Annotated in this window: 23 protein-coding genes and 1 other RNA gene; 19 read left to right on the top strand and 5 right to left on the bottom strand. The window is 63.6% G+C overall.

Going from position 1 to position 25,315, the window contains the following annotated elements; all coding sequences use genetic code 11:
• Positions 1 to 2 precede the first annotated feature (2 nt).
• From AC56QQ_RS14430 to AC56QQ_RS14440, 3 genes are read right to left on the bottom strand one after another with little or no spacing between them, the layout of a single operon-like run.
• Positions 3 to 668 carry a class I SAM-dependent methyltransferase gene (locus tag AC56QQ_RS14430; RefSeq protein WP_497128095.1) on the bottom strand — a complete coding sequence of 222 codons (666 nt, stop codon included), beginning with the start codon at positions 666 to 668 and terminating at the stop codon, positions 3 to 5.
• Positions 665 to 1,963: a BtaA family protein gene (locus AC56QQ_RS14435; RefSeq protein ID WP_497128097.1), complete on the bottom strand. Its 1,299-nt coding sequence runs from the start codon at positions 1,961 to 1,963 to the stop codon at positions 665 to 667. The genes AC56QQ_RS14430 and AC56QQ_RS14435 overlap by 4 nt, the downstream gene beginning before the upstream one ends.
• Before the next feature lie 31 nt (positions 1,964 to 1,994).
• Positions 1,995 to 5,627: a hydantoinase B/oxoprolinase family protein gene (locus tag AC56QQ_RS14440; RefSeq protein ID WP_497128099.1), complete on the bottom strand. Its 3,633-nt coding sequence runs from the start codon at positions 5,625 to 5,627 to the stop codon at positions 1,995 to 1,997.
• 179 nt (positions 5,628 to 5,806) lie between these two features.
• On the opposite strand from AC56QQ_RS14440, the gene AC56QQ_RS14445 reads away from it, so the two are divergent.
• From AC56QQ_RS14445 to AC56QQ_RS14455, 3 genes are all read left to right on the top strand, one after another.
• On the top strand, positions 5,807 to 6,013 hold the full coding sequence (locus tag AC56QQ_RS14445) for a hypothetical protein (RefSeq protein ID WP_256751097.1): 207 nt from the start codon (positions 5,807 to 5,809) through the stop codon (positions 6,011 to 6,013).
• A gap of 168 nt (positions 6,014 to 6,181) precedes the next feature.
• Positions 6,182 to 6,901 carry a J domain-containing protein gene (locus AC56QQ_RS14450; protein WP_091580597.1) on the top strand — a complete coding sequence of 240 codons (720 nt, stop codon included), beginning with the start codon at positions 6,182 to 6,184 and terminating at the stop codon, positions 6,899 to 6,901.
• On the top strand, positions 6,898 to 7,653 hold the full coding sequence (locus tag AC56QQ_RS14455; protein ID WP_497128101.1) for an N-acetylmuramoyl-L-alanine amidase: 756 nt from the start codon (positions 6,898 to 6,900) through the stop codon (positions 7,651 to 7,653). Before AC56QQ_RS14450 ends, AC56QQ_RS14455 begins: the two co-directional genes overlap by 4 nt.
• Positions 7,654 to 7,698: 45 nt before the next feature.
• Here the strand turns inward: AC56QQ_RS14455 and AC56QQ_RS14460 are convergent, their stop codons facing one another.
• Entirely contained in the window at positions 7,699 to 7,965 is a 267-nt protein-coding gene (locus AC56QQ_RS14460; RefSeq protein WP_497129288.1) for a hypothetical protein, read from the bottom strand.
• Between AC56QQ_RS14460 and AC56QQ_RS14465 the strand changes: the two genes are divergently transcribed.
• The 4 genes from AC56QQ_RS14465 to AC56QQ_RS14480 all read left to right on the top strand — a co-directional run bounded on the left by AC56QQ_RS14465 (position 7,864) and on the right by AC56QQ_RS14480 (position 9,851).
• A complete protein-coding gene (locus tag AC56QQ_RS14465; protein ID WP_497128103.1) occupies positions 7,864 to 8,571 on the top strand; it encodes a lytic transglycosylase domain-containing protein in 708 nt (235 codons plus the stop codon). The genes AC56QQ_RS14460 and AC56QQ_RS14465 overlap by 102 nt on opposite strands.
• A 133-nt stretch (positions 8,572 to 8,704) precedes the next feature.
• Positions 8,705 to 9,103: RNase P RNA component class A (rnpB, locus tag AC56QQ_RS14470), an RNA gene on the top strand.
• A 173-nt stretch (positions 9,104 to 9,276) separates the two neighbouring features.
• Positions 9,277 to 9,552, top strand: coding sequence for a type II toxin-antitoxin system ParD family antitoxin (locus tag AC56QQ_RS14475; RefSeq protein ID WP_489862100.1), 276 nt, complete (start codon positions 9,277 to 9,279; stop codon positions 9,550 to 9,552).
• A complete protein-coding gene (locus tag AC56QQ_RS14480; protein ID WP_497128105.1) occupies positions 9,549 to 9,851 on the top strand; it encodes a type II toxin-antitoxin system RelE/ParE family toxin in 303 nt (100 codons plus the stop codon). The genes AC56QQ_RS14475 and AC56QQ_RS14480 overlap by 4 nt, the downstream gene beginning before the upstream one ends.
• 8 nt (positions 9,852 to 9,859) lie before the next feature.
• Here the strand turns inward: AC56QQ_RS14480 and AC56QQ_RS14485 are convergent, their stop codons facing one another.
• Positions 9,860 to 10,975, bottom strand: a complete 1,116-nt coding sequence (locus tag AC56QQ_RS14485) for a cystathionine gamma-lyase (RefSeq protein ID WP_497128107.1) — start codon at positions 10,973 to 10,975, stop codon at positions 9,860 to 9,862.
• A gap of 407 nt (positions 10,976 to 11,382) precedes the next feature.
• Between AC56QQ_RS14485 and mraZ the strand changes: the two genes are divergently transcribed.
• Genes mraZ through murB form a run of 12 tightly spaced genes read left to right on the top strand, consistent with a single transcriptional unit; the run spans position 11,383 to position 25,066 of the window.
• Entirely contained in the window at positions 11,383 to 11,841 is a 459-nt protein-coding gene (gene mraZ / locus AC56QQ_RS14490; protein ID WP_497128109.1) for a division/cell wall cluster transcriptional repressor MraZ, read from the top strand.
• Positions 11,838 to 12,854 (top strand): 16S rRNA (cytosine(1402)-N(4))-methyltransferase RsmH, encoded by a 1,017-nt coding sequence (gene rsmH, locus AC56QQ_RS14495; protein ID WP_497128111.1) that lies wholly within the window; start codon positions 11,838 to 11,840, stop codon positions 12,852 to 12,854. The genes mraZ and rsmH overlap by 4 nt, the downstream gene beginning before the upstream one ends.
• 4 nt (positions 12,855 to 12,858) lie before the next feature.
• Complete coding sequence (ftsL, locus tag AC56QQ_RS14500) at positions 12,859 to 13,254, top strand: cell division protein FtsL (RefSeq protein WP_091580313.1); 396 nt, start codon at positions 12,859 to 12,861, stop codon at positions 13,252 to 13,254.
• A complete protein-coding gene (locus tag AC56QQ_RS14505) occupies positions 13,251 to 14,960 on the top strand; it encodes a peptidoglycan D,D-transpeptidase FtsI family protein (protein WP_497128113.1) in 1,710 nt (569 codons plus the stop codon). Before ftsL ends, AC56QQ_RS14505 begins: the two co-directional genes overlap by 4 nt.
• 54 nt (positions 14,961 to 15,014) lie before the next feature.
• Positions 15,015 to 16,469, top strand: coding sequence for a UDP-N-acetylmuramoyl-L-alanyl-D-glutamate--2,6-diaminopimelate ligase (locus AC56QQ_RS14510; protein ID WP_497128115.1), 1,455 nt, complete (start codon positions 15,015 to 15,017; stop codon positions 16,467 to 16,469).
• On the top strand, positions 16,466 to 17,899 hold the full coding sequence (locus AC56QQ_RS14515) for a UDP-N-acetylmuramoylalanyl-D-glutamyl-2,6-diaminopimelate--D-alanyl-D-alanine ligase (RefSeq protein ID WP_497128117.1): 1,434 nt from the start codon (positions 16,466 to 16,468) through the stop codon (positions 17,897 to 17,899). Before AC56QQ_RS14510 ends, AC56QQ_RS14515 begins: the two co-directional genes overlap by 4 nt.
• Before the next feature lie 24 nt (positions 17,900 to 17,923).
• Positions 17,924 to 19,006: a phospho-N-acetylmuramoyl-pentapeptide-transferase gene (gene mraY, locus AC56QQ_RS14520; protein ID WP_027029717.1), complete on the top strand. Its 1,083-nt coding sequence runs from the start codon at positions 17,924 to 17,926 to the stop codon at positions 19,004 to 19,006.
• Positions 19,007 to 19,015: 9 nt separating this feature from the next.
• Positions 19,016 to 20,416 (top strand): UDP-N-acetylmuramoyl-L-alanine--D-glutamate ligase, encoded by a 1,401-nt coding sequence (gene murD, locus AC56QQ_RS14525; RefSeq protein WP_497128119.1) that lies wholly within the window; start codon positions 19,016 to 19,018, stop codon positions 20,414 to 20,416.
• Positions 20,416 to 21,567 (top strand): putative lipid II flippase FtsW, encoded by a 1,152-nt coding sequence (gene ftsW / locus AC56QQ_RS14530; RefSeq protein ID WP_091580325.1) that lies wholly within the window; start codon positions 20,416 to 20,418, stop codon positions 21,565 to 21,567. The genes murD and ftsW overlap by 1 nt, the downstream gene beginning before the upstream one ends.
• Before the next feature lie 6 nt (positions 21,568 to 21,573).
• Positions 21,574 to 22,701 carry an undecaprenyldiphospho-muramoylpentapeptide beta-N-acetylglucosaminyltransferase gene (gene murG, locus AC56QQ_RS14535; RefSeq protein ID WP_497128121.1) on the top strand — a complete coding sequence of 376 codons (1,128 nt, stop codon included), beginning with the start codon at positions 21,574 to 21,576 and terminating at the stop codon, positions 22,699 to 22,701.
• Entirely contained in the window at positions 22,698 to 24,104 is a 1,407-nt protein-coding gene (gene murC / locus AC56QQ_RS14540) for a UDP-N-acetylmuramate--L-alanine ligase (protein WP_489862091.1), read from the top strand. The genes murG and murC overlap by 4 nt, the downstream gene beginning before the upstream one ends.
• Positions 24,101 to 25,066, top strand: a complete 966-nt coding sequence (gene murB / locus AC56QQ_RS14545; protein WP_497128123.1) for a UDP-N-acetylmuramate dehydrogenase — start codon at positions 24,101 to 24,103, stop codon at positions 25,064 to 25,066. Before murC ends, murB begins: the two co-directional genes overlap by 4 nt.
• The last annotated feature ends 249 nt before the right edge of the window (positions 25,067 to 25,315 follow it).

The raw sequence follows: 25,315 nt of genomic DNA on the forward strand, positions 1-25,315 counted from the left end.
GCCTACCGGGGCAACCCTATCACGCCGAGCCAGGCATAACCGCGATAAAGCGTGCGGAAACGGAAGCTTGCGCCGGTTCGCCGAGATTCCGATTCCAGAAGCTCGCGCAGGGTCGAGCGTGGTGCGACGTGGAATTTCCTGAGCCAGCCGCGCAGCAGGGTCCGGAACCAGCGCGGCAGGCCCTCCTGCTGGCCGAAGTCGACGACATGCAGCGAACCGTTGGGGGAGAGGGCGGCAAGTGCCGCCGACACCGTCTTCTCCCAGCCAGGGATCATCGACAGCGAATAGGACACGAAGATGCGATCGAAGCCAACGCGTCCGAACAGTGCCTTGGCATCGAATGCCGTGGCGTCGCCCTGGGCGAGCGTGACACGATCGACCAAGCCTTCGCGGGCAATCGCAGTGCTGGCCGTCTCCAGCATTTCGGCTGAAATATCGAGACCGAAGAAGCGGGCGTCTGGGTAGCGGCGGGCGGCGAGGACGATGTTGCGGCCGGTGCCGCAGCCGAGTTCCAGCGCGGTGCCGCCGGCCGGAACATCCAGCCCGTCGATCAACCGGTCGCGGCCGAGCAGGTAATATTTGCGGGTCAGGTCGTAGATGTGGCGCTGCCAGCGGTAGACGCCGTCCATCAGTTCGGCATGGCTGGCCGGCAGCTCCGTCGTGCTCATGCGGCGCGCTTCACATAGAGGTGGAAGCCGCCATAGATGGCCGAACGGTCACGGGCCGAGAATTCGCGCGAGGCCTCGTTCTGGTAGTCCCATTGGTCGAGCAGCGAGTTGGAGACGCGGCCGGGCAACAGGCTGGGTTCGGCGGCGGTGCGGAAGATTACGCGGGCGCCAGTGGAAGCGGTGCGGGTGATTTCCGCCCACAGCGCATTGAGCTGCTCGTCGGTCATCCAGTCCTGCGCGTCGAGCAGGACGAAACGGTCGACCGAGCCGGCATCCTTGCCAGCGAGGAACTCGATCAGATTGGCATGGTGGATGGCGACGCGGTCGATGTTGCCGCGGATGGTGTCGTAATTCTGCTTTTCCAGATAGGCGGGCAGGGCGGCCTCGCCGGGTTCGGGATAGCGGCGGGCGAAGGCCTGCCAGGCGAAGTAATTACTCTGCAATGGGAAATCGCAGGCAAGCTTTTCCAGTCGGGCTTTCAGCACGCTGGCCATGGTGCCGTCACCCGAGGTGATCAGCGAATCGTACTGCGCTGGTGGAATGCCGAGGCCGAACAGCGAAGCCTTGCGCGAGGTCGCCCATTTCAGCAGCGGTTTGTCGAAGACCGGCGCCAGCTCCTCGTTGAAGAAGCGCCGCTGCTCGCCGATGTTGCGGGCCTGCATGATACCGGCCGGGTCGACGCCGAAGAACTTCGCCGTGCGATGGCCCATGGCGATGAACAGGCCGAGCAGGCCGGTCTGGTAGAAATTGCGGTCGAAGACGGCGATGCGCTGGCGGCCGCGCCAGTTGCGGCGCTCCCAATAGTGACGGCTGACCGGATCGAGATGCCGCGCGATGAAGCGATCGTAGGCTTGCGAATTATGGCTGGTGTCGGCGGCGCCGAAGAAGCGGAACAGGTCGCCCTGCGACGGCAAATGGCGCACCGCCTCCAGCTTCATGCGGTTCAGCGCGATGTGCGCGGCGTTGAGGTCGACCGCGTCGACCCGTGCCGGCGAGCGGGTGAGGTAGGCGAGGATGTTGCAGCCGCCCGAGGCGATGGTGACGACGCGGTGGCCCTGGCCAAGCTGCATCGCTTCCATGTCGACATCAGGGTCTTCCCAGATCTGCGGATAGACGAGGCCGGAAAACAGGAAGGCGAACAGCCGCTCCGAAATGCCGGCTTTCGACAGCGGGCGGTTCTGGTAGACGGCTTTTCCAACTTCCTTGCCGCGGCGAAAAACCAGATCTGCGGAAACGTCCGTCATGGCAAGCTGATTCCCCATTTGCTTTGCCGCAAGCGGGTAGCGCAGGGTCATGACAGGCCGGTGACAGCCTGTTGACGTCAGTTCAGGCCTTGCCGAATCCGCCCGGCGTCGGTGTCGTCAGAATGACGGCGTCGCCCGCCTGAAGCACGGTCTGGTCACAGGCCTTCAGCATTTCGATCGTACCGTTCTTGCGACGGATCCTGGTCGAGCCGACCTCGCCGTCGCCGCCGCCGTCCAGGCCTCGCGGAGGTCGGTTGCGGTGCGAGGACAGGATCGCGCACTCCATCTTTTCGAGGAAGCGGATGGTGCGTTTGGTGCCGTCGCCGGCATTCCATCGGCCCTTGCCGCCGGAGCCTTCGCGGATGTGGAAATCCTCGAGCAGGACGGGAAAGCGCAGTTCCAGCACTTCCGGGTCGGTGAGGCGCGAATTGGTCATGTGGGTGTGGACGCCGGAGGTGCCGGCAAAGCCGCGTCCGGAGTTCATGTGCCCGGCCGGTGAGCCGGAGCAGATCGTTTCGTAGTACTGGTACTGCTTGTTGCCGAAGGTGAGGTTGTTCATCGTTCCCTGCGCATTGGCCATGGCGCCCATGGCGCCGAACAGAGCGTTGGTGACATGCTGCGAGGTCTCGACATTGCCGGCGACGACTGCCGCCGGATAGGAAGGTTTGAGCATGCAACCGTCGGGAATGATGATGTTGATGGGCCGCAGACAGCCGGCATTCATCGGGATCATGTCCTCGACCATGACGCGGAAGGCGTAGAGCACCGCGGCGCGCGCGACCGGTTCGGGCGCGTTGAAATTATTCTTCATGACAGGCGAGGTGCCGGTGAAATCGACCGTTGCCTCGCGCCTTTGCCGGTCGACCGTGATCTTCACCTTGATGACCTGGCCGGTGTCGGTGGGATACTCGTATTGCGAGGAATCCGGCAGCCGTTCCAGCACGCGGCGCACGCTTTCGGCGGCATTGTCCTGGACATGACCCATATAGGCCTCGACGACATCGAGGCCGAAATGCGCGACCATCTTGCGCAGTTCGGCGACACCCTTTTCGTTGGCGGCGATCTGCGCCTTGAGGTCGGCGATGTTCTGATGCGGGTTGCGGGCCGGGTAGCGGTGGTCGGTGAGCAGCGTATGCAATTCCTTCTCGCGGAATTTTCCACGATCGACGATGCGGAAATTGTCGAACAGCACGCCTTCCTCGTCGACCGTGGTGGCGAGCGGCGTCATCGAGCCGGGCGCCGTGCCGCCAATGTCGGCGTGGTGGCCGCGCGAGGCCGCCCAGAAGAGGATGTTCTGCTTGATGTCGTCGAAGACCGGCGTCACCACGGTGATATCGGGCAGATGCGTGCCGCCATTGTAGGGGGCGTTGAGGGCAAAGACGTCGCCAGGGTGGATGTCGCCGGAATTGAGCCGGATGATGGTTTCGACCGAACGATCCATGGAGCCCAGATGCACCGGCATGTGCGGCGCATTGGCGACCAGGGCGCCGCTGTGGTCGAAGACGGCACAGGAAAAATCCAGCCTTTCCTTGATGTTGACGGAATAGGCGGTGTTCTGCAACGTCACGCCCATCTGCTCGGCGATCGACATGAAGAGGTTGTTGAAGACCTCCAGCATGACCGGATCGGCTTCGGTGCCGAGCGCCGCTTGCCGGCGCTTTTTCTCGACGCGGCGCAAGAGCACATGGTTCCTGGCGGTGATTTGGGCCTGCCAGCCCGGCTCGACGACAACGGTCTGGTTCGGCTCGATGATCAAGGCGGGACCGGCAATGCTGTTGCCCGGCTTCAACGCGTCGCGAAGGAAGACGCCGGAAGCACGCCACGCCCCTTCGGTGAAGATTTCGCGGGTCTGCGAAGGGCTTAAGGTGAGATCTTCGGTTTCTGAATCATTTTCGTCGCGGCGAGCACCGCCGGTGTCGGTGCCTTCGACGCCGACTGTCTCGACGATCATCGGCTTGTCGTCATAGACGAAACCGAACTGCGCCTTGTGGGCGATTTCGAAATCGCGCTTGGCCTGGAAAATCGAGTCCTCCTCGAAATTCACCGGCAGTGTCGTGTCAGTGCCGTCATAGCGTATGTGCAGCACTGGCTTCGCGGCAACGGCACCCTCGGTGATGCCTTGCGCCGCGAGTTCGGCGATGACGGCTTTTCTCAAGGTGGCAATGAGGGTGTCGATCTCGGTTCTGGACTCTTCGGCAAGAGGCTTGAGCAGCGCCTGCTGACGCGAGGCAAAGACCGAGGCCAAACCGATGCCGTAGGCTGAAAGCAGACCGGAGAACGGGTGGATCAGCACCGCCTCCATGCCGAGCGCGTCGGCGACCAGGCAGGCGTGCTGGCCGCCGGCGCCACCAAAGCAGTTCAGGAGATATTCGGTGACGTCGGAGCCACGCTGCACGGAAATCTTCTTGATGGCGTTGGCCATGTTCTCGACGGCGATGGTGATGAAGCCTTCGGCAACTGCTTCCGGCGGCCGGCCATCGCCGATCTCGGCGGCGAGCGCCGCGAATTTCTCGCGCACGATCCCGACATCGAGCGGCTCGTCCTGGCCGGGGCCGAAGATCGCTGGGAAGAATTCCGGCTGCAGCTTGCCCAGCATGACGTTGGCGTCGGTGACGGCCAGGGGGCCGCCGCGCCGGTATGCGGCCGGGCCTGGATTGGCGCCGGCGGAGTCCGGCCCGGCACGAAAGCGGCCTGCCTCATAGTGCAGGATCGAGCCGCCGCCGGCGGCGACGGTGTGGATGCGCATCATCGGGGCCCGAACGCGCACGCCGGCGACTTCGGTATCGAAGGCGCGCTCATACTCGCCGTCATAGTGGGCGACGTCGGTGGACGTGCCGCCCATGTCGAAGCCGATGACCTTCTCGAAGCCGGCGAGCTTCGCCGTCTCGACCATGCCGACAACGCCGCCGGCCGGCCCGGACAGCAGCGCATCCTTGCCCTGGAACATGTCGGCGGCGGTGAGGCCGCCAGACGACATCATGAACATGAGATGCGGGGATTGGTCGCTCTCTCCCGCCGTGACGCCCAGCTCCCCCGCCACCCTTTGCACATAGCGCGACAGGATCGGCGACAGATAGGCGTCGACCACCGTGGTGTCGCCGCGTCCGACCAGTTTGATCAGCGGGGACACCTCGTGGCTGACCGAAACCTGGCCGAAGCCAAGCTTGCGGCAGATTTTTGCCACCGCCTTCTCGTGATCGGGATATTTCCAGGCATGCATGAAGACGATGGCGACGGCGTCGATGCCATCGGCTTTCGCCTGCTCGATCGCCGGCCGGCAGGCGGCGACGTCGAGCAATCGTTCGACGCAGCCGTCGGCGAGCACGCGCTCGTCAACCTCGATGACGCGCTCGTAGAGCTGCTCGGGAAGGATGATCTCCTTGGCGAAGATGTCGGGCCGTGCCTGATAGGCAATCCTGAGCGCATCGCGAAACCCCTTGGTGATAAGCAACAGGACGCGGTCGCCCTTGCGCTCCAGCAACGCGTTGGTGGCCACCGTGGTGCCCATCTTGATGTCGCCGATCAGGCCGGGTGGGATCGCGGCGCCGGAGCGCAGGCCGAGAAGGTCGCGAATGCCCTGGATGGCGGCATCGGCGTAGGCTTCGGGATTTTCGGATAGAAGCTTGCGCGGATGCAGGCCGCCTTGCGGGTCACGACCGATGACATCGGTGAAGGTGCCGCCGCGGTCGATCCAGAAATCCCACTTCGCGGTCATGCGGCATGCTCCGGCATTCTTGTCGATGCAATCTGTTAGTTCGCAATGGCTTAACCTGCAACGGCCATGCGCATGATGTTACATGCGGACATGCAACGTTACGAAACCCATATCCATCTGATGCATTTTCTCTTCGACCGCCTACCGGCAACGGGGGCGTTACTAGAAGGAGAGATATCATGAAGAAACTTATTCTTGCTTCAGTTTCGGCTCTTGCCTTGCTTGGCGTCGCAGCCTGCAGCGACAGCGGCAAAGATAACACCACCACCCAGAGCACCAACCCGCCGGCCGCCGAACAGCCGATGAAGCCTGCTGCTCCGGCCGATAATTCCACCAAGCCTGCCGAGCCGGCTCCGGCAACGCCTGCTCCTGCGCCCGCGCAGTAGTTAGTCCCAGTAGCAGTAGTTTGTATCAGTAAGTGTGTCTTGGGAGAGAAGGCCGGCCTCGCGCCGGCCTTTTCTTTGCCGGGGTCCTCTTTGCGGGGGGCTTCACAACCCCGACACCGGCCGTTATTGGCTTGATAGCGGGGACCGGTTGGCTCTATGAAGCGGGCCATGTCGATTTGGGATCGCCTCGGCGACTTCATCACGCGGGTTTCGTCTTCAGCCACGTCGGGTGTCGCCGACGTCGTCGAGGCCGTGCGCACGGTTTTCTCCGGCGATGCCGACCTGCGTCGCCGCGTCGCCTTCTCCGTGGCAATGATCGCGCTCTCGGCCAAGATGGCCAAGGCCGACGGCATCGTCACCCAGGATGAGGTGCGTGCCTTCCAGGAAATATTCGAAGTGCCGCAGAAAGAAGCGCGCAACGTGGCGCGGCTGTTCGATCTCGCCCAGCGCGACGTGGCCGGTTTCGAGACCTATGCCGAGCGGATGGCGCAGCTTTGCGGCTCGGGCCATTCGAACTGCGTGATGCTGGAGGACATACTCGACGGCCTGTTCCACATCGCCAAGGCCGACGGACTGGTGCATGAGCGTGAAGGCGTTTTCCTGCACCGTATTGCCGAGATTTTCCGCATCGACGAGGCGCATTACGAAAGCATCATGGCGCGGCACGTCAATCTCGGCGCCGGGGATCCCTATATCGTGCTCGGCATCGAGCGCGGCAAGCCGTTCGAGGAAGTCAGGAAGCGGTATCGCAAGCTGGTTTCCGACAACCATCCCGACCGGCTGATCGCGCGCGGCCTGCCGCAGGAGTTCATCAAGATCGCAACGACCAGGGTCGCGGCGATCAATGCCGCCTATGAGATGATCGAGCGGGGCCTGCGGCACGCATGAGCGGCTTCCTGCCCGACGAGCCGCGTGCCGAGGTCAGGGTGTCGCCGAATTTCGGGCCAAGGCGCGACATGCTCGGACCCGACATGATCGTGCTGCATTACACCGGCATGGCGACAGGCGCCGGGGCTGAAGCGTGGCTGTGTGATCCGGCCAGCGAAGTCTCGTCGCACTATCTCGTCCATGAGAATGGCCACATCGTGCAGATGGTCAGGGAAAGCGACCGCGCCTGGCATGCCGGGAAGGGCTCGTGGTTCGGACGCACCGACATCAATTCCTGTTCGGTGGGCATCGAGATCGTCAATCCGGGACATTCGCTCGGCTATCGCGATTTCCCCGGGCGACAGATCGACGCCGTGATTGGCCTGTGCAAGGGGATCGCCAGGCGGCATTCGATCGTTGCCGAGCGGGTGCTGGCGCATTCCGACGTGGCGCCGGGGCGCAAGATCGATCCGGGCGAGAAGTTTCCGTGGAAAGCCCTGTTCGAAGCCGGTGTGGGCCATCTCGTGCCGGCGGCCCCGGTCAGGCGAGGGGCCGCGCTCAAGATCGGCGCCGTGGGCGCCGAGGTCGAGGCGCTGCAGTCGATGTTGGCGCTCTATGGTTATGGTGTCGAAATATCGGGCATTTTCGACCAGCGCACGGAGATCGTCGTCGAGGCGTTTCAGCGGCATTTCCGGCCGCGCAAAGTGGATGGCGTTGCGGATGGCTCGACGCTGCGGACGCTGCAAAGACTGCTGGCTTCCGTGAGACCCTGACCCGGAGGAAGGTCTTGGCCAAGTAATCCTTTTCCAATCCTTAGGTTACAACGTGTCACGCAAAGTGACTTGCCCGGCCTTGTTTGACACCAAATCGAGCGTCAAACGCCTGACGTGCAGATATCGGACCCCCAGCCCCCCGGATGTTCCGATATTAATTGAGCGTTGCTGCGTGAATATCTTCGCGCGGTTCAGACAGAACAGGATCACATGCAGAAATTGACCGTTGTAACGGCAGCTCTTGCTGCCGGCGTAATGACTTTTGCGTTCAGCACCGCGAATGCCGCGCCACTCAGCCAGCGGGGCGATCAAGGTTTCATCGCGGTATCCGCAAAAAGCGGCAAGGCCACGTTGGCCAAAGGCGGCAAGACGCAGGCAAGCCACGGCGCGAAGCGGATTTCCGCCAAAGCGGAAAAGGTAAGCTGGAAAAGGAAGTCCACCGCCAAAAGGCCGACGAAGCGCGGCCGCAAGACCATCGACATGACGACAACGGCATCGATTGGTCTCAGGAACGCGGCGGCGTCGACAGCCGCAGTGGCCAGCAGTGGTCAGTATTCCGCGATCGTAGCACGCTATGCCGCGAGCTACGGCGTACCGGTTTCGCTAGCGCAGGCAGTCATCAGGATCGAGAGCAACTACCGGCCGAACATGGTCGGCAGCGCCGGCGAGATCGGCCTGATGCAGATCAAGCCGGCGACGGCACGGATGATGGGCTACAACGGTTCGGCCAAGGGGCTCTTCGATCCGGATACCAACATCAAATACGGGATGAAGTATCTCGCCATGGCGCAGGATCTCGGCGGTGGCACCACCTGCGGCACGATCCTGAAATACAATGCCGGCCATGCCGCGACACGGATGAACCCGGTGTCGGCCGCCTATTGCAGCAAGGTCAAGGTGCAGATGGCGGCGCTGTAGCCATTTGGCTGTGGGGAGCCGGCCGCTTAGAGCGACGTGTGGTCATTCGACCGCACAAAGTACGCTCTAACTCTTTGAGCTATGCCGGCTTTTTCGTTTGCGTTTTCGGACGTGAACCCCTTTATACGCCTTGCCAGCTGGCCGGGCGGCCGCACCCACAAATGCCGAAAGGCTGTGGGTGAGGAAAGTCCGGGCTCCATGGAAACACGGTGCCGGTTAATGGCCGGCGGGGGCGACCCCAGGGAAAGTGCCACAGAAAGCAAACCGCCACGGTTTACCGTGGCAAGGGTGAAAGGGTGGGGTAAGAGCCCACCGCGCGACTGGCAACAGGAGCGGCACGGTAAACCCCACCGGGAGCAAGACCGAATAGGGGCGGTGCGAGGGGAAACCCTCGAGGGCTGTTTCCGGCTCACCGTCCGGGTAGGTTGCGTGAGGCGCATGGCAACATGCGCCCAAGATGAATGGCCGCCACGTTCTCGCGCCGCAAGGGGCGAGGGCCATACAGAACCCGGCTTACAGGCCAGCTGGCAATTTTCTCCCACGATATCGAAGAGAAATCTTTTGAGATCAGCAGGTTGCGCTTTCGGGCGGGCCTGTTGATTCAAGCTGTCAGCTGTTTATCTAGGCGATGTAGCACTGGTCGTTGCTTGAACCTGGTGCGATTAAATCGTACCATCGATTAGCGAATGCCATCAGGAGCCTATCATGGGACAGGTCGACAAACGCAGCATCACGCTGTCGCCGGAACTGGCGGCGGCGGTGGACGATGTGGTCGCCGCCGGCGAATATGCCTCGGCGAGCGAAGTGATCCGCGATGCGCTCAGGCAATGGAAGGACCGGCGCGATCTGCATGGCTACACCGTCGAGGAACTGCGAAAGCTGGTGCGGGAGGGAATCGACAGCGGGCCCGGACGATTTGCGTCGATGGATGAAATCAAGGCCGAGGCACGGAGACGTTTGCGATCTGACGACGCGGCATGAATTTGCTGCCCATCGTTCGGAACACGCGCGCTGAAGACGATCTGATCGCGATCTGGCTCCATGTCGCGCGCGACAGCGAGGCTGCAGCTGACCGGTTGCTCGACCGCATCGAGGCACGGTGGCAGCAACTGGCAATCTATCCTCTCTCAGGCGCGCCGCGCGACGATATCGGGCCCGGCATTCGTCATCTGGTCGTCGGCGACTACCTCACCTTGTATCGTGTCGGTAGTGGCGCGATCGAAATCATCCGCGTGCTGCATGGCAAGCGCAACATCGAAGCCGACGATCTTGGCCCGTAGCCCATTTCTCAGCCGCTGATTTTATCCAGCGATGCCTCGATCGCCTTCCAGAGTTCTTCCACAGGCTCGCAGCCGACCGACAGGCGGACGAAACCGGCGGGCACCGCATCGCCTCGCTTCAAGCGCCGTTCGGCGGAGGTGTGGACGCCGCCGAAGGACGTCGCGGCCTCGATCAGTTGGCAATTGTTGATGAAATCCTCGGCCTTGGCTTCCGAGGCGAGTTGGAAAGAGATCAGGAAGCCGAAGCGCTCCATTTGGGCGCGGGCAAGGTTGTGCGACGGATCGCTTTCGAGGCCCGGAAAACGAAGTCCGCTGATCGCCGGGTGGCCTTTCAGCCGCCGTGCGATCACTTCCGCCGACGAGCACATGCGGTCGAAGCGCACCTCCAGTGTTTCGAGGCCGCGATGCACCAGCCAGGCTTCAAACGGCCCGGGAATGCCGCCGGCCATTGCGCGCCAGTCCGTCACTTTGGTGACGATGTCGGCGTTGCGGCTGGCGACGTGGCCGAACAGCACGTCCGAGTGGCCGTTGACCGCCTTGGTGTCGGCGGAGACGACGAGATCGGCGCCGAAGTCGAGCGGACGCTGGCCGAATGGCGTCATCGTCGTGTTGTCGACGACAAGGATCCCGCCCTGTTCGCGGACAGCCTTGGCGACGGCCGAGATGTCGCAGATGTCCAAACGCGGGTTGGATGGGGTTTCCACGAAGACCAGCGAGTAGCCTCCGAAGCCGCCGTCAAGGAAGGTCGGCGTCGGCCTGGTGTCGCAGGTGACGCCGAGCGGCTTCAGGAAGCGTTCGGCCATGGCGCGCGTGGCATGATAGCCGTCCGCCGGCAGGAGCACGCGATCGCCCGATTTCAGCAGCGCGAAAAACACCGACGAAATCGCGCCCATTCCAGAGGGAAAACTCACGCATTTGGCGTCTTCCAAATGGCCGAGCACATGTTCCACGGCGCGCCAGGTTGGATTGTCGTAGCGGCCATATTGATCGACCCCGGTCTCGGCGCCCGGCGTGTGAAAGATCGAAGCCATGGTCAACGGCAAGGGGATCGGATCGCCGTTGGCAAAATCGCGGCTGCGCAAATGGGACAGTTCGGCGGCGCGTGACTTTGCCGTCTCGGACATGAACTCGATCCTTGTTATCTGGGCGGAAGACGTCGCTCGACGCTATGCGCGCGGGGGATCGGCGGCAAGCCACGTCTTTTGGGCCAGAGGGCTCTAAACGCTTCGTTAGGCTTAATGATCCATAAAGACGAGACGTGCCGTCAAGGCTGCTCTCATTGGTCGCGGTGCGCATGCTTGTGAAGCCTATTCCCGTTGACGCCCATAGTGCCCCATGATATCCCATTTCGACATCAAAGCCTTCGTTCCGCGTCAGGGTAAAACGTACGCCAATCGGGCAGCCGCGGCGGCTGCGCGTTTGCCGGGTTTTGCCTATGCGGACGAGGCTGGTACGGGGCAGGGAACGCGCTGCGGCGGTGCGTTTGACAAGATGAAGAGGGGTGCGGCGGCGCAAGCGGCTGTAACGCGTGATGGATCGGTTTCTGTCAAACACGGTGAGCAGGATCGATGCGAAGGGACGGGTGTCCGTTCCGGCGCATTTCCGCGCCGTCGTGCAGAAGCGCGGCTATTCGGAGCTCTACGCGCTGCGCTGCCTGGACCTGCCGGCGATGGATGTCGGTGGGCTGGACCTGCTCGACCGCTACGAGCAGCGTATCGCGCTCGAGGATCCCTTCTTGCAAACGGCGGACGACATGTCGTTCTTTTGCCATGGCGACGGCACCTTCCTGAAGCTCGATCAGGACGGCCGCATCACGATGAGCGAATTCATTCGCGAGCACACCGGCATTTCGGCGGAAGTGGCCTTTGTCGGGCGCGGAAATTTCTTTCAGATCTGGGAGCCGGGACGGCTTGCTGCCTATGGCGCGCAGGCGCGGGCCCGGCTTTTGCAGCTTCGGCAGGGGACGAAGCCTGGGGAGCGACCGGAATGACGGTGGGCCACGGCGATGACCTTCACGCCGTTGGCGGATCGGCCCGCCACATTCCGGTCCTCCTTGGCGAAGTGCTCGAGGCACTGGCGCCGGCGGAGGGCGACATCATCATCGACGGCACGTTCGGCGCCGGCGGCTACACCAGGGCCATTCTGGCCACCGGGGCTTCCGTGGTGGCCATCGACCGCGACCCCGACGCCATCGCCGCCGGGCGCGATCTCGAAGCGCAATCAGGCGGCAGGCTGAGGCTGGTCCAGGCGCCGTTCTCGACGCTGGACGAGCATGTCGAGAACGCCGACGGCGTCGTGCTCGACATCGGTGTGTCCTCGATGCAGATCGACCAGGCCGAGCGCGGGTTTTCGTTCCGCGCCGATGGACCACTCGACATGCGCATGGCGCAAGCGGGCCTCAGCGCCGCCGATGTCGTCAACAGCTTCAAGCCGGGCGACCTTGCCCGCATCTTCGGCTTCCTCGGCGAGGAACGTCATGCTGGGCGCATTGCCCGCATGATCGAGGCTCGCCGCGAAAAGCGTCCGTTCGAACGCACGCTGGAACTCGCCGATGCTATCGAGACGCATGTCGGGCGTGCGCCGAAGGACAAGATCCATCCGGCCACGCGCGTCTTCCAGGCGCTGCGCATCTTCGTCAACGACGAACTCGGCGAGTTGGCCAAGGCCTTGTTCGCCGCCGAACGCGTATTGAAGCCGGGCGGGCGGCTCGCCGTGGTGACGTTTCATTCGCTGGAAGACCGCATCGTCAAGCGCTTCATCGCCGATCGCGCCGACGTCGCGACCGGCTCGCGTCACCTGCCCGAGGCTCATGCGCGCACCGCGACCTTCCGCAAGGCGGGTGGCGGCGTGACCGCCGGCGACGCCGAGGTCGCGGCCAATCCGCGCGCCCGTTCGGCCAGGCTTCGCGCGGCGATCCGCACCGAGGCGCCGGCGCGCAGCAGCGACTTTTCGATCTTCGGCCTTCCAAAGCTTCCTGGCATCGACCTGCCGGGAGAGAGGTGAGCACGTGTTTCGTACCAGCGACATTGTCCTGATCGCCGTCATGGTTTCGGCGGCCGCCCTTACCTACAAGACCAAACGCGAGGCCGAGGAACAGCTGGCGGCGGTGCAGAAGATCCACGCCCAGATCCGCTATGAGGAGGACACGATCGACCTGCTCAAGGCCGACTGGAGCCTGCTCACCCAGCCGTCGCGGCTGCAGAAGCTGGCCGAACTCTACAAGTCGCAGCTCGAGCTCGAGCCAGTCAGTGCCCGCCAGATCGTCGGCATCGGTGATCTGCCGGCAAAGGCCCTGGACATTCAGGACATCCTGAAAGGGCGCCAGGACGGCATGGCCGACAATTCCGACAAGGCGCCCTCGGGCGACAAGGATCCAGTGGTTACCGGAGGCATCGCCCAATGATCGGCAAACTGCTGAAACGCCGCGCGAGCACGGGTGAAGCCGGATCGATCGTGGTCGAGGGCGCCCGCAAGGCGACCGGCGGCAAGGGCAGGACGCGCATCATGATGACGATGGCGGTGTTCTTCGGCATCTTCTCGATCATTTCCGGGCGGCTGATCTATCTCGGCTTCCAGACCCCCGACATGTCGGGCGGCCCGCAGAGCCGGGTGACGGCATCGCGGCCCGACATTGTCGACCGCAATGGCGAGGTGCTGGCGACGGACATCAAGACGGCGTCGCTGTTTGCCGAACCGCGCCGCATCGTCGACGCCGACGAGGCGATCGAGAAGCTGTCGACGGTACTTCCCGAGATCGATTACGAGCAGACCTACCACAAGCTGAAGAGCGGTGCCGGCTTCGTCTGGCTGCAGCGGCAGCTGACACCCAAGCAGCAGGCCGACATCATGCAGCTTGGCATTCCGGGCTTCGGCTTCCGCACCGAAAAGCGCCGTTTCTATCCGAGCGGCGAGACCTCATCCTACATTGTCGGCCTCACCAACATCGACAACCAGGGCATCTCCGGCATGGAGAAGTATATCGATGAGCAGGGCCTGAGCGACCTGCAGGCGTCGGGCCTGGCGGTGGCGAAGGATTTGAAGCCGGTGAAGCTGTCGATCGATCTGCGCGTCCAGCATATCGTGCGCGACGAGATCGCCGCCGGCCTGGAGCGCTATCGCGCCATCGGTGCTGGTGCCGTTGTGCTCAACGTCAAGACCGGCGAAGTGGTGGCCATGGGCTCGGTGCCGGATTTCGATCCGAACAATCCCTACAATGCACAGGAAAAGGACCGGCTGAACCGGATGTCGGCGGGCCTCTATGAAATGGGCTCGACCTTCAAGAGCTTCACCTCAGCCATGGCGCTCGATTCCGGCAAAGCGACGATGGCGAGCCGCTTCGACGCCTCGCATCCAATCCGGGTCGGCCATCAGGCCATTCACGATTTCCACGGCAAGAACCGCGTGCTGTCGTTGCCTGAGGTGTTCCTTTATTCGTCCAACATCGGGTCGGCCAGGGAGGCCGAACTGGTCGGCATCGAGGGGCACCGCGAGTTCCTGCATCGCCTTGGAATATTGGACAGGATGCAGACCGAACTGCCGGAAGTCGCCCGCCCGACTGAACCGAAGGTCTGGAAACAGGTCAATTCGTTCACCATCGCCTTCGGTCATGGTGTGTCGACGACGCCGCTGCAAGCGGCTGTGGGCTGCGCGGCGCTGATGAATGGGGGCTACCTGATCGAGCCGACATTCCTGGTCCGCAGCGAGCAGGATGCGATGGCGGTGGCCAAGAAAGTGGTCAGCGACAAGACGGTCGAAGGCATGCGCTACCTTTATACGCTCAACGCCGAGAAGGGCTCGGCCAGAAACGCCAGGGTCCCCGGCTACCGCGTTGGCGGCAAGACCGGAACAGCCGAGAAGGTCATCAATGGCCGCTATTCGAAGGACTTGAATTTCAATACCTTCGTCGCCGCCTTCCCGATGGACGATCCGCAATACCTGGTGTTCACGATTGCCGACGCCCCGCACCCGGAAAAGCCTGGCATGACAGACGTCGCGGCCGCGAATGCTGGGGTTATAGCCGGCAATATCATCAGGCGCTCAGCGGCCATACTTGGCGTCAAGCCAGATTTCAGCCATGAAAATGGTGCAACGCTGGTTTCCTATCAGTGATTCTTGGGGCGCGCCGGCAACTGCGCGCTATTTTGTTGTGGTGAACGGGACTCGATGAAGCTCAGAGATCTAGCCGGTATCCTGCCAGTCGAAGGAACAGCTTCCGCCGATCTGGAGGTTACCGGGATTTCGTCGGATTCCCGCCAGGTAAAACCGGGCGTCGTCTTTTTTGCGCTCGCCGGCACCAAGGCGGATGGCGCGGCCTATGCCCCCGACGCGGCCGGGCGTGGGGCCATCGCGATCGTTGCAAGCCAGGGCAGTGACCTTGCCGGTCTGTCCGTTCCGGTGCTGGCAGTCGATGATCCGCGCCTGGCGCTGGCGCTGAGTGCGGCACGCTATTTCGGCAAGCAGCCACAGACCATGGTCGCGGTGACCGGCACCAGCGGCAAGACGTCGGTCGCTGCCTTCACCAGGCAGATCTGGGAACAGGCCGGCCATGCCGCCGCTTCGATCGGCACCACCGGCGTCGTGGCGCCGGGCCGCAACGACTATGGCTCGCTGACCACGCCCGATCCGGTCGCGCTGCACCAGTTGCTCAGGGAATTGGCGGATGCCGGCGTCACGCACGCCTCGATGGAAGCCTCCAGCCATGGGCTCGACCAGCGCCGCCTCGACGGCGTGAAGCTCGCCGCCGGCGGCTTCACCAATCTCGGCCGCGATCATATGGACTATCATCCGACCGTCGAGGACTACCACCGCGCCAAGCTGCGCCTGTTCGACGCGCTCCTGCCGAAGGGCGCACCGGCCATCATCTTCGCCGACGATCCGTGGTCGGCGCCGACGATCCAGACGGCGCAGGTCGCCGGGCTCAAGGTGCTGACGGTTGGCCGCCATGGCGATTTCCTCAGGCTGAAGCGGGTCGAGCACGAGCGCCATCGCCAGCGCGCCGAGGTCGAGGCCGACGGCGTGCTCTACGAGATCGACCTGCCGCTTGCGGGCGATTTCCAGATTTCGAACGCGCTGGTTTCGGCGGGACTTGCCATTTCCACCGGAACACCTGTCGCCAAGGCCTTGATGTCCTTGGAGAAACTTAAGGGCGCGCCGGGCCGGCTCGATCTCGTCGGCACCACCGCCAACGGTGCGCCGGTGTATGTCGACTACGCCCACAAGCCCGACGCGCTGGAAAATGTGCTGGCCTCGGTGCGTCCGTTCACCACCGGCCGTGTCATGGTCGTGTTCGGCTGTGGCGGCGACCGCGACCGCGGCAAGCGGCCGATCATGGGCGAGATCGCGACACGGCTCGCCGATGTCGTCATCGTCACCGACGACAATCCGCGCTCGGAAGTGCCCGAGACGATCCGCGCCGCCATTCTTGCCGCCGCACCCGGGGCGATCGAGATCGGCGACCGGCGCCAGGCGATCCACGAGGCGGTCGGCATGCTGCATGCCGGGGACACGCTGATCGTTGCCGGCAAGGGCCACGAGGAAGGCCAGACGATCGGCTCCGAGACCTTGCATTTCTCCGATCATGAGGAAGTGCGCGCCGCGCTGCGGGAGCGTGCCGCATGAGCTTGCTTTGGACCTCCGAGGCTCTGGTTGCCGCCATGGACGGCCGGCCGCTCGGGCCGATGCCGGACGGCATAACGGGCATTTCGATCGACAGCCGCAGCCTGCAGCCTGGCGATGCCTTCTTCGCCATCAAGGGCGAGGCGATGGACGGTCATGACTTCGCTACATCAGCCATCAAGGCCGGCGCCGGCGTGCTGGTGGTGGCCGAAGGCAAGCTGCCTTCGCTCGGCCGGCTGACGGCGCCGATCATCGTCGTCGAGGACGTGCTGGCCGCACTTGAAAAACTCGGTGTCGCGGCGCGCGCCCGCTCGAGCGCCAAGATCATCGCGGTGACCGGTTCGGCCGGCAAGACCACCACCAAGGAAGCACTGCGCCACGTGCTGTCGGCCGTCGGCAAGGTGCATGCCTCGGCGCAGTCCTTCAACAACCATTGGGGCGTACCGCTGACATTGGCGCGCATGCCAGATGATTGCGACTATGCCGTGTTCGAGATCGGCATGAACCATCCCGACGAGATCCGGCCGCTGGTGAAAATGGTGAGGCCGCATGTCGCGATCGTCACCATGATCGCGGCGGCGCATCTCGGCTTCTTCCGCAACCTGGACGAGATAGCCAGGGCCAAGGCTGAGATTTTCGAAGGGCTGGAGCCCGATGGCGCGGCGGTCCTCAACCGCGACGACGCGCGTTTCAAGCTTCTCGACAAGATGGCGCATGCCGCCGGCGTCGAGCATGTCTACGGCTTCGGCGAAAATGCGCGCTCGAACTTCAAGCTGGTCAAATGCGAGTTGCATGCCGACCATTCCGATATCGCCGCCAGGATCGGCGGCCACGATATGATCGCTCGTATCGGCGCTCCCGGCCGGCATATGGTGCAGAATGTGCTGGCGGTGCTGGGGGCGGCGCATCTGGTCGGTGCCGATCTCGACAGGATAGCGTTGGCGCTGGCTGATCTTTCGGCCGAGCGCGGGCGTGGCAAGCGCCATGTGCTGCGTCATCCCAAAGGGCCGATCACGCTCATCGACGAGAGCTACAATGCCAATCCGGCGTCCATGGCTGCCGCCATGGCGCTGCTCAACGCAACGCCGGTGACGGGCGAGGGCCGGCGCATCGCCGTGCTCGGCGACATGCTGGAGCTCGGCGACCATTCTGCCAAGCTGCATGCCGCTCTGGCGGATCTTATCGTAGGCACCGGGACGCAGACCGTCTTTCTCGGTGGCCCGAAGATGCGGGCGCTGGCCGAGGCATTGCCAAGCGAGGTCAAGACGGAATACCGCGCTGGCGCCGAGGAACTGAAGCCGGTGCTGCTCGCCGCCCTGCAGCCGGGCGACGTGGTGATGATCAAATCGTCGAAGGGCATCGGTTTTGCAAAACTGGTCGATGCGCTGCTGGGCAAATTCCCGGCGGAATCCGCAACCAGCAAACTGACCTAGGTCAAGTCGGGGGACGAAAAGCGCATGTTTACACTACTCGTCGATTTTGCGGACAAGATCTCGGTCTTCAATGTCTTCCGTTACATCACCTTCCGCACCGGCGGGGCGCTGATCACATCGGCGCTGATCGTCTTCATCTTCGGGCCGACGATCATCAATTCGCTGCGGCTACGGCAAGGCAAGGGCCAGCCGATCCGCGCCGACGGGCCGCAGACGCATTTCAAGAAGGCCGGTACGCCGACCATGGGCGGGCTGATGATCCTGTCGGGCATCATCGGCTCGTCGCTTTTGTGGGCGAACCTGTCGAGCATCTATGTCTGGGTGGTGCTGCTGGTCACGCTGGGTTTCGGCTCGATCGGCTTCTACGACGATTATCTGAAGGTGACGAAGCAGTCGCATCTCGGTTTTTCCGGCAAGGCGCGGCTGGCACTTGAATTCGTCATCGCCGGCATCGCCGCGTGGGCGATCATGCATAACGGCCAGGCGCCGTTCTCGTCGTCACTGACATTTCCCTTCGCCAAGGAATTCATCATCAATCTCGGCTGGTTCTTCATTCCGTTCTCCTGCTTCGTCATTGTCGGCGCCGGCAATGCGGTGAACCTGACCGACGGCCTCGACGGGCTGGCGATCGTGCCGATCATGATCGCGGCGGCCTCCTTCGGCGTCATCGCCTATCTGTCCGGCAACGCCGTGTTCGCCGAATATCTGCAGATCCATTTCGTGCCCGGCACCGGCGAACTGGCTGTCGTGCTCGGCTCGGTCATTGGCGCCGGCCTCGGCTTCCTCTGGTTCAATGCGCCGCCGGCGGCGATCTTCATGGGCGACACCGGATCGCTGGCCATGGGCGGCCTGATCGGCACGGTCGCGGTCGCCACCAAGCACGAGATCGTGCTGGTTATCGTCGGCGGCCTGTTCGTGGTCGAAATCCTGTCTGTCATCATCCAGGTCGGCTACTTCAAGATGACTGGCAAGCGGGTGTTCCTGATGGCGCCGATCCACCATCATTTCGAAAAGCTCGGCTGGACTGAAAGCCAGGTGGTGATCCGCTTCTGGATCATCGCCGTGATCCTGGCGCTGGTCGGCCTGTCCACCCTGAAGCTGAGATAGGAAAATCCCTTGATCCCCGCCGCATCCTTCGCAGGCAAGCGCGTTTCACTCTTCGGGCTCGGGGGCTCGGGGATCGCCACGGCGCGCGCACTGATTGCCGGCGGCGCGGAGGTGCTGGCCTGGGACGACAATCCCGACAGCGTCGCCAAGGCGGCGGATGTCGGCATCGCAACCGCCGATTTGCGTGGCGCCGACTGGGCGAAGTTCTCGGCTTTCGTGCTGTCGCCGGGCGTGCCGCTGACACATCCCAAGCCGCACTGGACGGTGGAGTTGGCGAAGGGCGCAGGTGTCGAGGTGATTGGCGACATCGAGCTGTTCTGCCGCGAGCGGATGCTCGGCGCACCAATGTCGCCCTTCATCGCCATCACCGGCACCAACGGCAAGTCGACGACGACCGCACTGGCCGCGCATATCCTGAAAGCCGCCGGACGCGACACCCAGATGGGCGGCAATATCGGCCGTGCGGTGATGACGCTCGATCCGCCGCAGCCGAGTCGACACTATGTGGTCGAGTGCTCGTCCTACCAGATCGACCTCGCCCCCTCGATCAACCCGACGGCCGGCATCCTGCTCAATCTGACGCCCGACCATCTCGACCGCCACGGCACCATGCAGCACTACGCTTCGATCAAGGAGCGGCTGGTGGCCGGCAGCGAGACGGCCATCATCGGCATCGACGATTCCTGGTGCGCGCAGATCGCCGAGCGGCTGGAGCGGGCGGGGCGGCATGTGATCCGCATTTCCAAGCGCCTGCCGCTGACCGATGGCTATTTCGCCGACGCTGGCAATCTGATGGAAGCGGTGCACGGCCGCTACAGCCGTGTCGCCTTCCTCGAAGGCATCGGCTCGCTGCGCGGCCAGCACAATGCGCAGAACGCGCTGGCAGCGGTTGCCGCTTGCCTCAAGGTCGGGCTGGACCTCGGCGAGATCCAGTCGGGACTGGAGAGCTTTCCCGGCCTCGCGCATCGCATGGAGCAGGTCGGCCGCAAGGATCATGTGCTGTTCATCAACGATTCCAAGGCGACCAATGCCGATGCGGCGGCACCGGCGCTGTCGAGCTTTCCGCGCATCTACTGGATCGCCGGTGGCTTGCCCAAGGAAGGCGGCATCGAACCGTTGCGCGGCTTCTTTCCGCGCATCGCCAAGGCCTATCTGATCGGCGAGGCGGCGCCTGCCTTCTCGGCGACCCTGGGCGAGGCCGTGCCCTACGAGATATCGGGCACGCTGGCGGCGGCGGTCGAGCACGCCGCGCATGACGCTGCTCGAGACGAAAGCGGGGAGGTGGTGGTGCTGTTGTCGCCGGCCTGCGCCAGTTTCGACCAGTTCAAGAATTTCGAAGTTCGGGGCGAAGCCTTCAGGCAAGCTGCGAATGCTATCGAGGGTGTGAAACCCATCGGAGGGGCACGATAATGCAGAGCCGTCTCGACAAAAGTCCGGTTGCGACATGGTGGTGGACGATCGATCGCTGGTTCCTGGCGGCGTTCCTGTCGCTGATGGGGCTCGGCATCGTGCTTTCCTTCGCGGCCAGCCCGGCGGTGGCCGAACGCATCGGCCTCGACAGTTTCCACTTCGCCACTAGGCAGATCATCTTCACGGTTCCGGCGCTCGGCGTGATGCTGGCCGTCTCCTTCCTTGAATCGCGGCAGATCCGGCGCATGGCGCTGATCATGCTGTGCCTCATGCTGGTGCTGATGGTGGCGGTGCTCTACATCGGCGTCGAGGTGAAGGGCGCTCGCCGTTGGGTGTCGCTTGCCGGCCTGTCGATCCAGCCCTCGGAATTCCTCAAACCTGCCTTCGTCATCATGTGCGCCTGGCTGTTCGCCGAGCACAAGCGCCAGCCCGACATTCCGGGCAATCTGTTCGCGATGCTGCTGCTTGCCCTGGTCGTCTCGCTGCTGGTCGCGCAGCCGGATCTCGGCCAGACCATGCTGGTGACCGGCACCTGGGGGGTGATGTTCTTCATGGCGGGACTGCCATGGCTATGGATCATCGCGCTTGGCGGCGCGGGCGTGGGCGGTGTGTTCGCCGCCTATTCGGTGTTTCCGCACGTTGCCCTGCGCATCGACAAGTTCCTCACTGGCGAAGGTGACACCTTTCAGGTCGACATGGGACGCGAGGCGCTGATCAATGGCGGCTGGTTCGGCGTCGGGCCGGGCGAGGGTACCGTCAAGCGGGTCATTCCGGACAGCCATGCCGACTTCGTCTTCTCGGTCGCCGGCGAGGAGTTCGGGCTGATCATGTGCTTCTTCATCATGTCGATCTTCGCCTTCATCGTGCTGCGCGGTCTCAATACGGCGCTGAAGGAGCATGACGATTTCACTCGGTATGCGGTCGGCGGGCTCGTGACCGTCTTTGGTCTGCAGGCCGTTATCAACATGTGCGTCAACCTGCAGCTGGTGCCGGCCAAGGGCATGACGCTGCCTTTCATCTCCTATGGCGGCTCCTCGCAGATCGCCATCGCCATCTCGATGGGCATGGTGCTGGCGCTGACGCGCAAGCGGCCGGAAAAGCGCAAGCAGATGGGCTTTGCCCTGTCGCAACGCGCCGTGCCGGCGGAATGAGGCTGGATGTCCAAGGGTGTCATCCTTCTCGCGGCGGGCGGAACCGGCGGACATCTCTTTCCGGCCGAGGCGCTGGCGCATGAGCTGAACGAGCGCGGCTGGAAAGTCCATCTGGCGACGGATGACCGCGCCGAACGTTTTGCCGGCCACTTCCCGGCCGCCGCCGTCCATCCCATCCAGTCGGCGACGATGGGTTCCAAAAATCCTTTCGCCCTGCTTGGCGCCTTCTGGAAAATCTGGCGCGGGGTGCGCCAGGCCTCGGCCATCATTGCCAGGATCAAGCCGAATGCCGTCGTCGGCTTTGGCGGCTATCCGACCCTGCCGCCGCTCTATGCGGCGACGCGGCGCAAGGTGCCGACGCTGATCCACGAGCAGAACGCCGTGATGGGCCGCGCCAACCGGGCGCTGGCCGGCCGTGTCGACGCGATCGCCGGCGGCTTCCTGCCGCAGGACACGAGTGCGGCCGGCGTCAAGACGGTGACGACCGGCAACCCGGTTCGCCCGCAAGTTCTGGAAGCAGCCAAGACGCCTTATGTGGCGTCGACCGGGGAACAGCCGTTCCGCCTGCTGGTGTTCGGCGGCAGCCAGGGCGCCCAGTTCTTTTCCGATGCCGTGCCGGCGGCCATCGCGCTGCTTTCCGATGCCCAGCGCAAGCGGTTGGTGATCACGCAGCAGGCGCGCGCCGATGACGTGGCGCGGGTGAAGGCGGCCTATGCAGCGCTTGGTGTCGGTGTCGAGGTCTCGCCCTTCTTCACGGACATGGCAGCGCGCATCGCGGCGGCGCATCTGGTGATCTCCCGCTCCGGCGCTTCGACCGTCTCGGAGATCGCCGTCATCGGCCGGCCGGCGCTGCTGGTGCCTTATCCCTATGCGCTCGACCACGACCAGGCGGCCAACGCGGCGGCCCTTGCCGCCGCCGGCGGTGGCGAAGTGCACCCGCAATCCTCGCTTTCGCCCGAGCGCATCGCAACGCTCGTCGGCGGACTGATGGACGATCCCGAGCGGCTTGCGGCAATGGCCGCGGGCGCGAAATCGGCCGGCAGGCCGGACGCGGCACGGTTGCTCGCCGATCTCACAGAGGCTATTGCGTCGAAAAAAACCGTTTCGGATTTCAGGAAGGGGACGCACGCATGAAGATGCCGCAGACGATCGGCCTTGTGCATTTCATCGGCATTGGCGGCATCGGCATGAGCGGCATTGCCGAAGTGCTGCACAATCTCGGCTACAAGGTGCAAGGGTCCGACCAGGCCGAGAGCGCCAATGTACAGCGGCTGCGCGACAAGGGCATCGAATGCTTCGTCGGCCACAAGCCCGAGAATCTCGGTGATGCCGAGGTCGTGGTCGTCTCGACGGCGATCAAGAAATCCAACCCCGAGCTGAAGGCCGCGCGCGAGAAGCTGCTGCCGATCGTGCGCCGTGCCGAGATGCTGGCCGAGCTGATGCGCTTCCGCCAGGCGGTGGCGATCGGCGGCACGCATGGCAAGACGACGACGACCTCGATGGTGGCGACCTTGCTCGAGGCCGGCGGGCTCGATCCGACCGTCATCAATGGCGGCATCATCAATGCCTATGGCACCAACGCGCGCATGGGCGATGGCGAGTGGATGGTGGTCGAGGCCGATGAGAGCGACGGCACCTTCCTGAAGCTGCCGGCAGAGATCGCCGTCGTCACCAACATCGATCCCGAGCATCTCGATCACTATGGCAGCTTCGACAAGGTGCGCGAGGCGTTCCGCCAGTTCGTCGAGAACGTGCCGTTCTACGGCTTCGGGGTGATGTGCACGGACCATCCCGAGGTGCAGGCGCTGGTCGGCCGCATCGAGGACCGCCGCGTCATCACCTATGGCGAGAATGCGCAGGCCGATGTGCGTTTCACAAACCATCGCATGGCCGGTGCTGTTTCGGAATTCGACATCGTGATCCGCGACCGCAAGACCGGCGGCCATACGACGATATCGGACCTGCGGCTGCCGATGCCCGGCCGTCACAACGTCTCCAACGCGACAGCGGCGATCGCGGTCGCGCATGAACTCGGCCTGTCCGCCGAGGCGATCAAGAAGGGCCTGTCGTCCTTCGCCGGCGTCAAGCGCCGTTTCACCCATACCGGCTCCTGGAACGGCGTCGACATCTTCGACGACTATGGTCATCATCCGGTCGAAATCGCGGCGGTGCTGAAGGCGGCGCGCAGCGCCACCAAGGGACGCGTCATCGCCATTGCCCAGCCGCATCGCTTCACCCGGCTGCATGATCTGTTCAACGAGTTTTCCACCTGTTTCAACGATGCCGACACGGTGATGGTGGCGCCGGTTTACGCAGCGGGCGAAGAGCCGATCGATGGGGTGACCTCGGACGCACTGGTGTCGCGCATCCGCGCCGGCGGCCATCGCGACGCCCGCTACATCGACGGTCCGGCAGCAATCGCGCCGATCATCCGCGACCTGGCCAAGCCCGGCGACTTCGTTGTCTTCCTCGGCGCCGGCAACATCACCCAATGGGCCTATGCGCTGCCCAAGGAGCTTGGCGGGACCGTCTCATGATGCACGGCCAGGCTTTGATCGACAGACTTGGCGACCGGCTCGCCGGCCTGCGCGGCCGCCTCACGCCGAATGCCGAGATGGACAAGATCACCTGGTTCCGCGCCGGAGGGCAGGCCGAAGTGCTGTTCCAGCCGGCCGACGAGGAGGATCTTGCCGCGTTCCTGCGTGCGGTTCCCGAAGAGATCCCGCTGACCGTGGTCGGCATCGGCTCGAACCTTCTGGTCAGGGATGGCGGCATTCCGGGCTTCGTCATCCGCCTTTCGGCCAAGGGTTTTGGCGAGGCCGAGGTGATTGGCCCCACCACGATCAAGGCGGGGGCCGCGACGCCTGACAAGCGTGTCGCGGCAGTCGCCTGCGAGGCCGGCATCGGGGGCTTCCATTTCTATCATGGCATTCCGGGGGCCATTGGCGGCGCGCTTGTCATGAATGCTGGCGCCAACGGTGTCGAAACGCGCGAGCGCGTCATCGAACTGCGGGCGCTCGACCGCAAGGGCAATATCCAGACCCTGAGCAATGCCGAAATGGGCTACGCTTATCGTCATTCGTCGGCACCTTCCGGGCTGATCTTCACCTCGGCCGTCTTCGAAGGTTTTTCCGAGGACAAGGCGGCGATCAAGGCGGCGATGGATGCGGTGCAGAACCACCGCGAGACCGTGCAGCCGATCCGCGAAAAGACCGGCGGCTCGACCTTCAAGAATCCCGAGGGAACATCGGCCTGGAAGGAGATCGACAAGGCGGGCTGCCGCGGTCTGATGATCGGCGGCGCGCAGATGTCGCCAATGCACTGCAACTTCATGATCAACACCGGAACCGCGACCGGCTACGACCTTGAATATCTCGGCGAAACGGTGCGCACGCGGGTGCTGGAGAATTCGGGCATCCGGCTGCGGTGGGAAATCAAGCGCATCGGCAATTTCCGGCCGGGCCATGCTGTCCAGGAGTTTCTTGGGCAGCTACTTTAGCACCGTTGAAGTTCAAGTGATGCATGAACTTCAACGGGACCAAAAATAACGGTGTGACCGTTGCTGTAATGGCTCAACGGCACGGTTTTCGCATCCATTTTCTCAGAAAGTGAATCTCTCGGAATCGTAAGCACTTGCCAGTGAATCAACTCTCTGATTCTCTGCTGGAAAGCGTTTCCTGATTTGAGTCGTTCGACGCGTTACCCGCGTTTTCCGTCTGGGGGGCAACCTGCCGGGAGACTCGGACTC

The organism is Mesorhizobium sp. RCAM 05099, assembly GCF_059683685.1.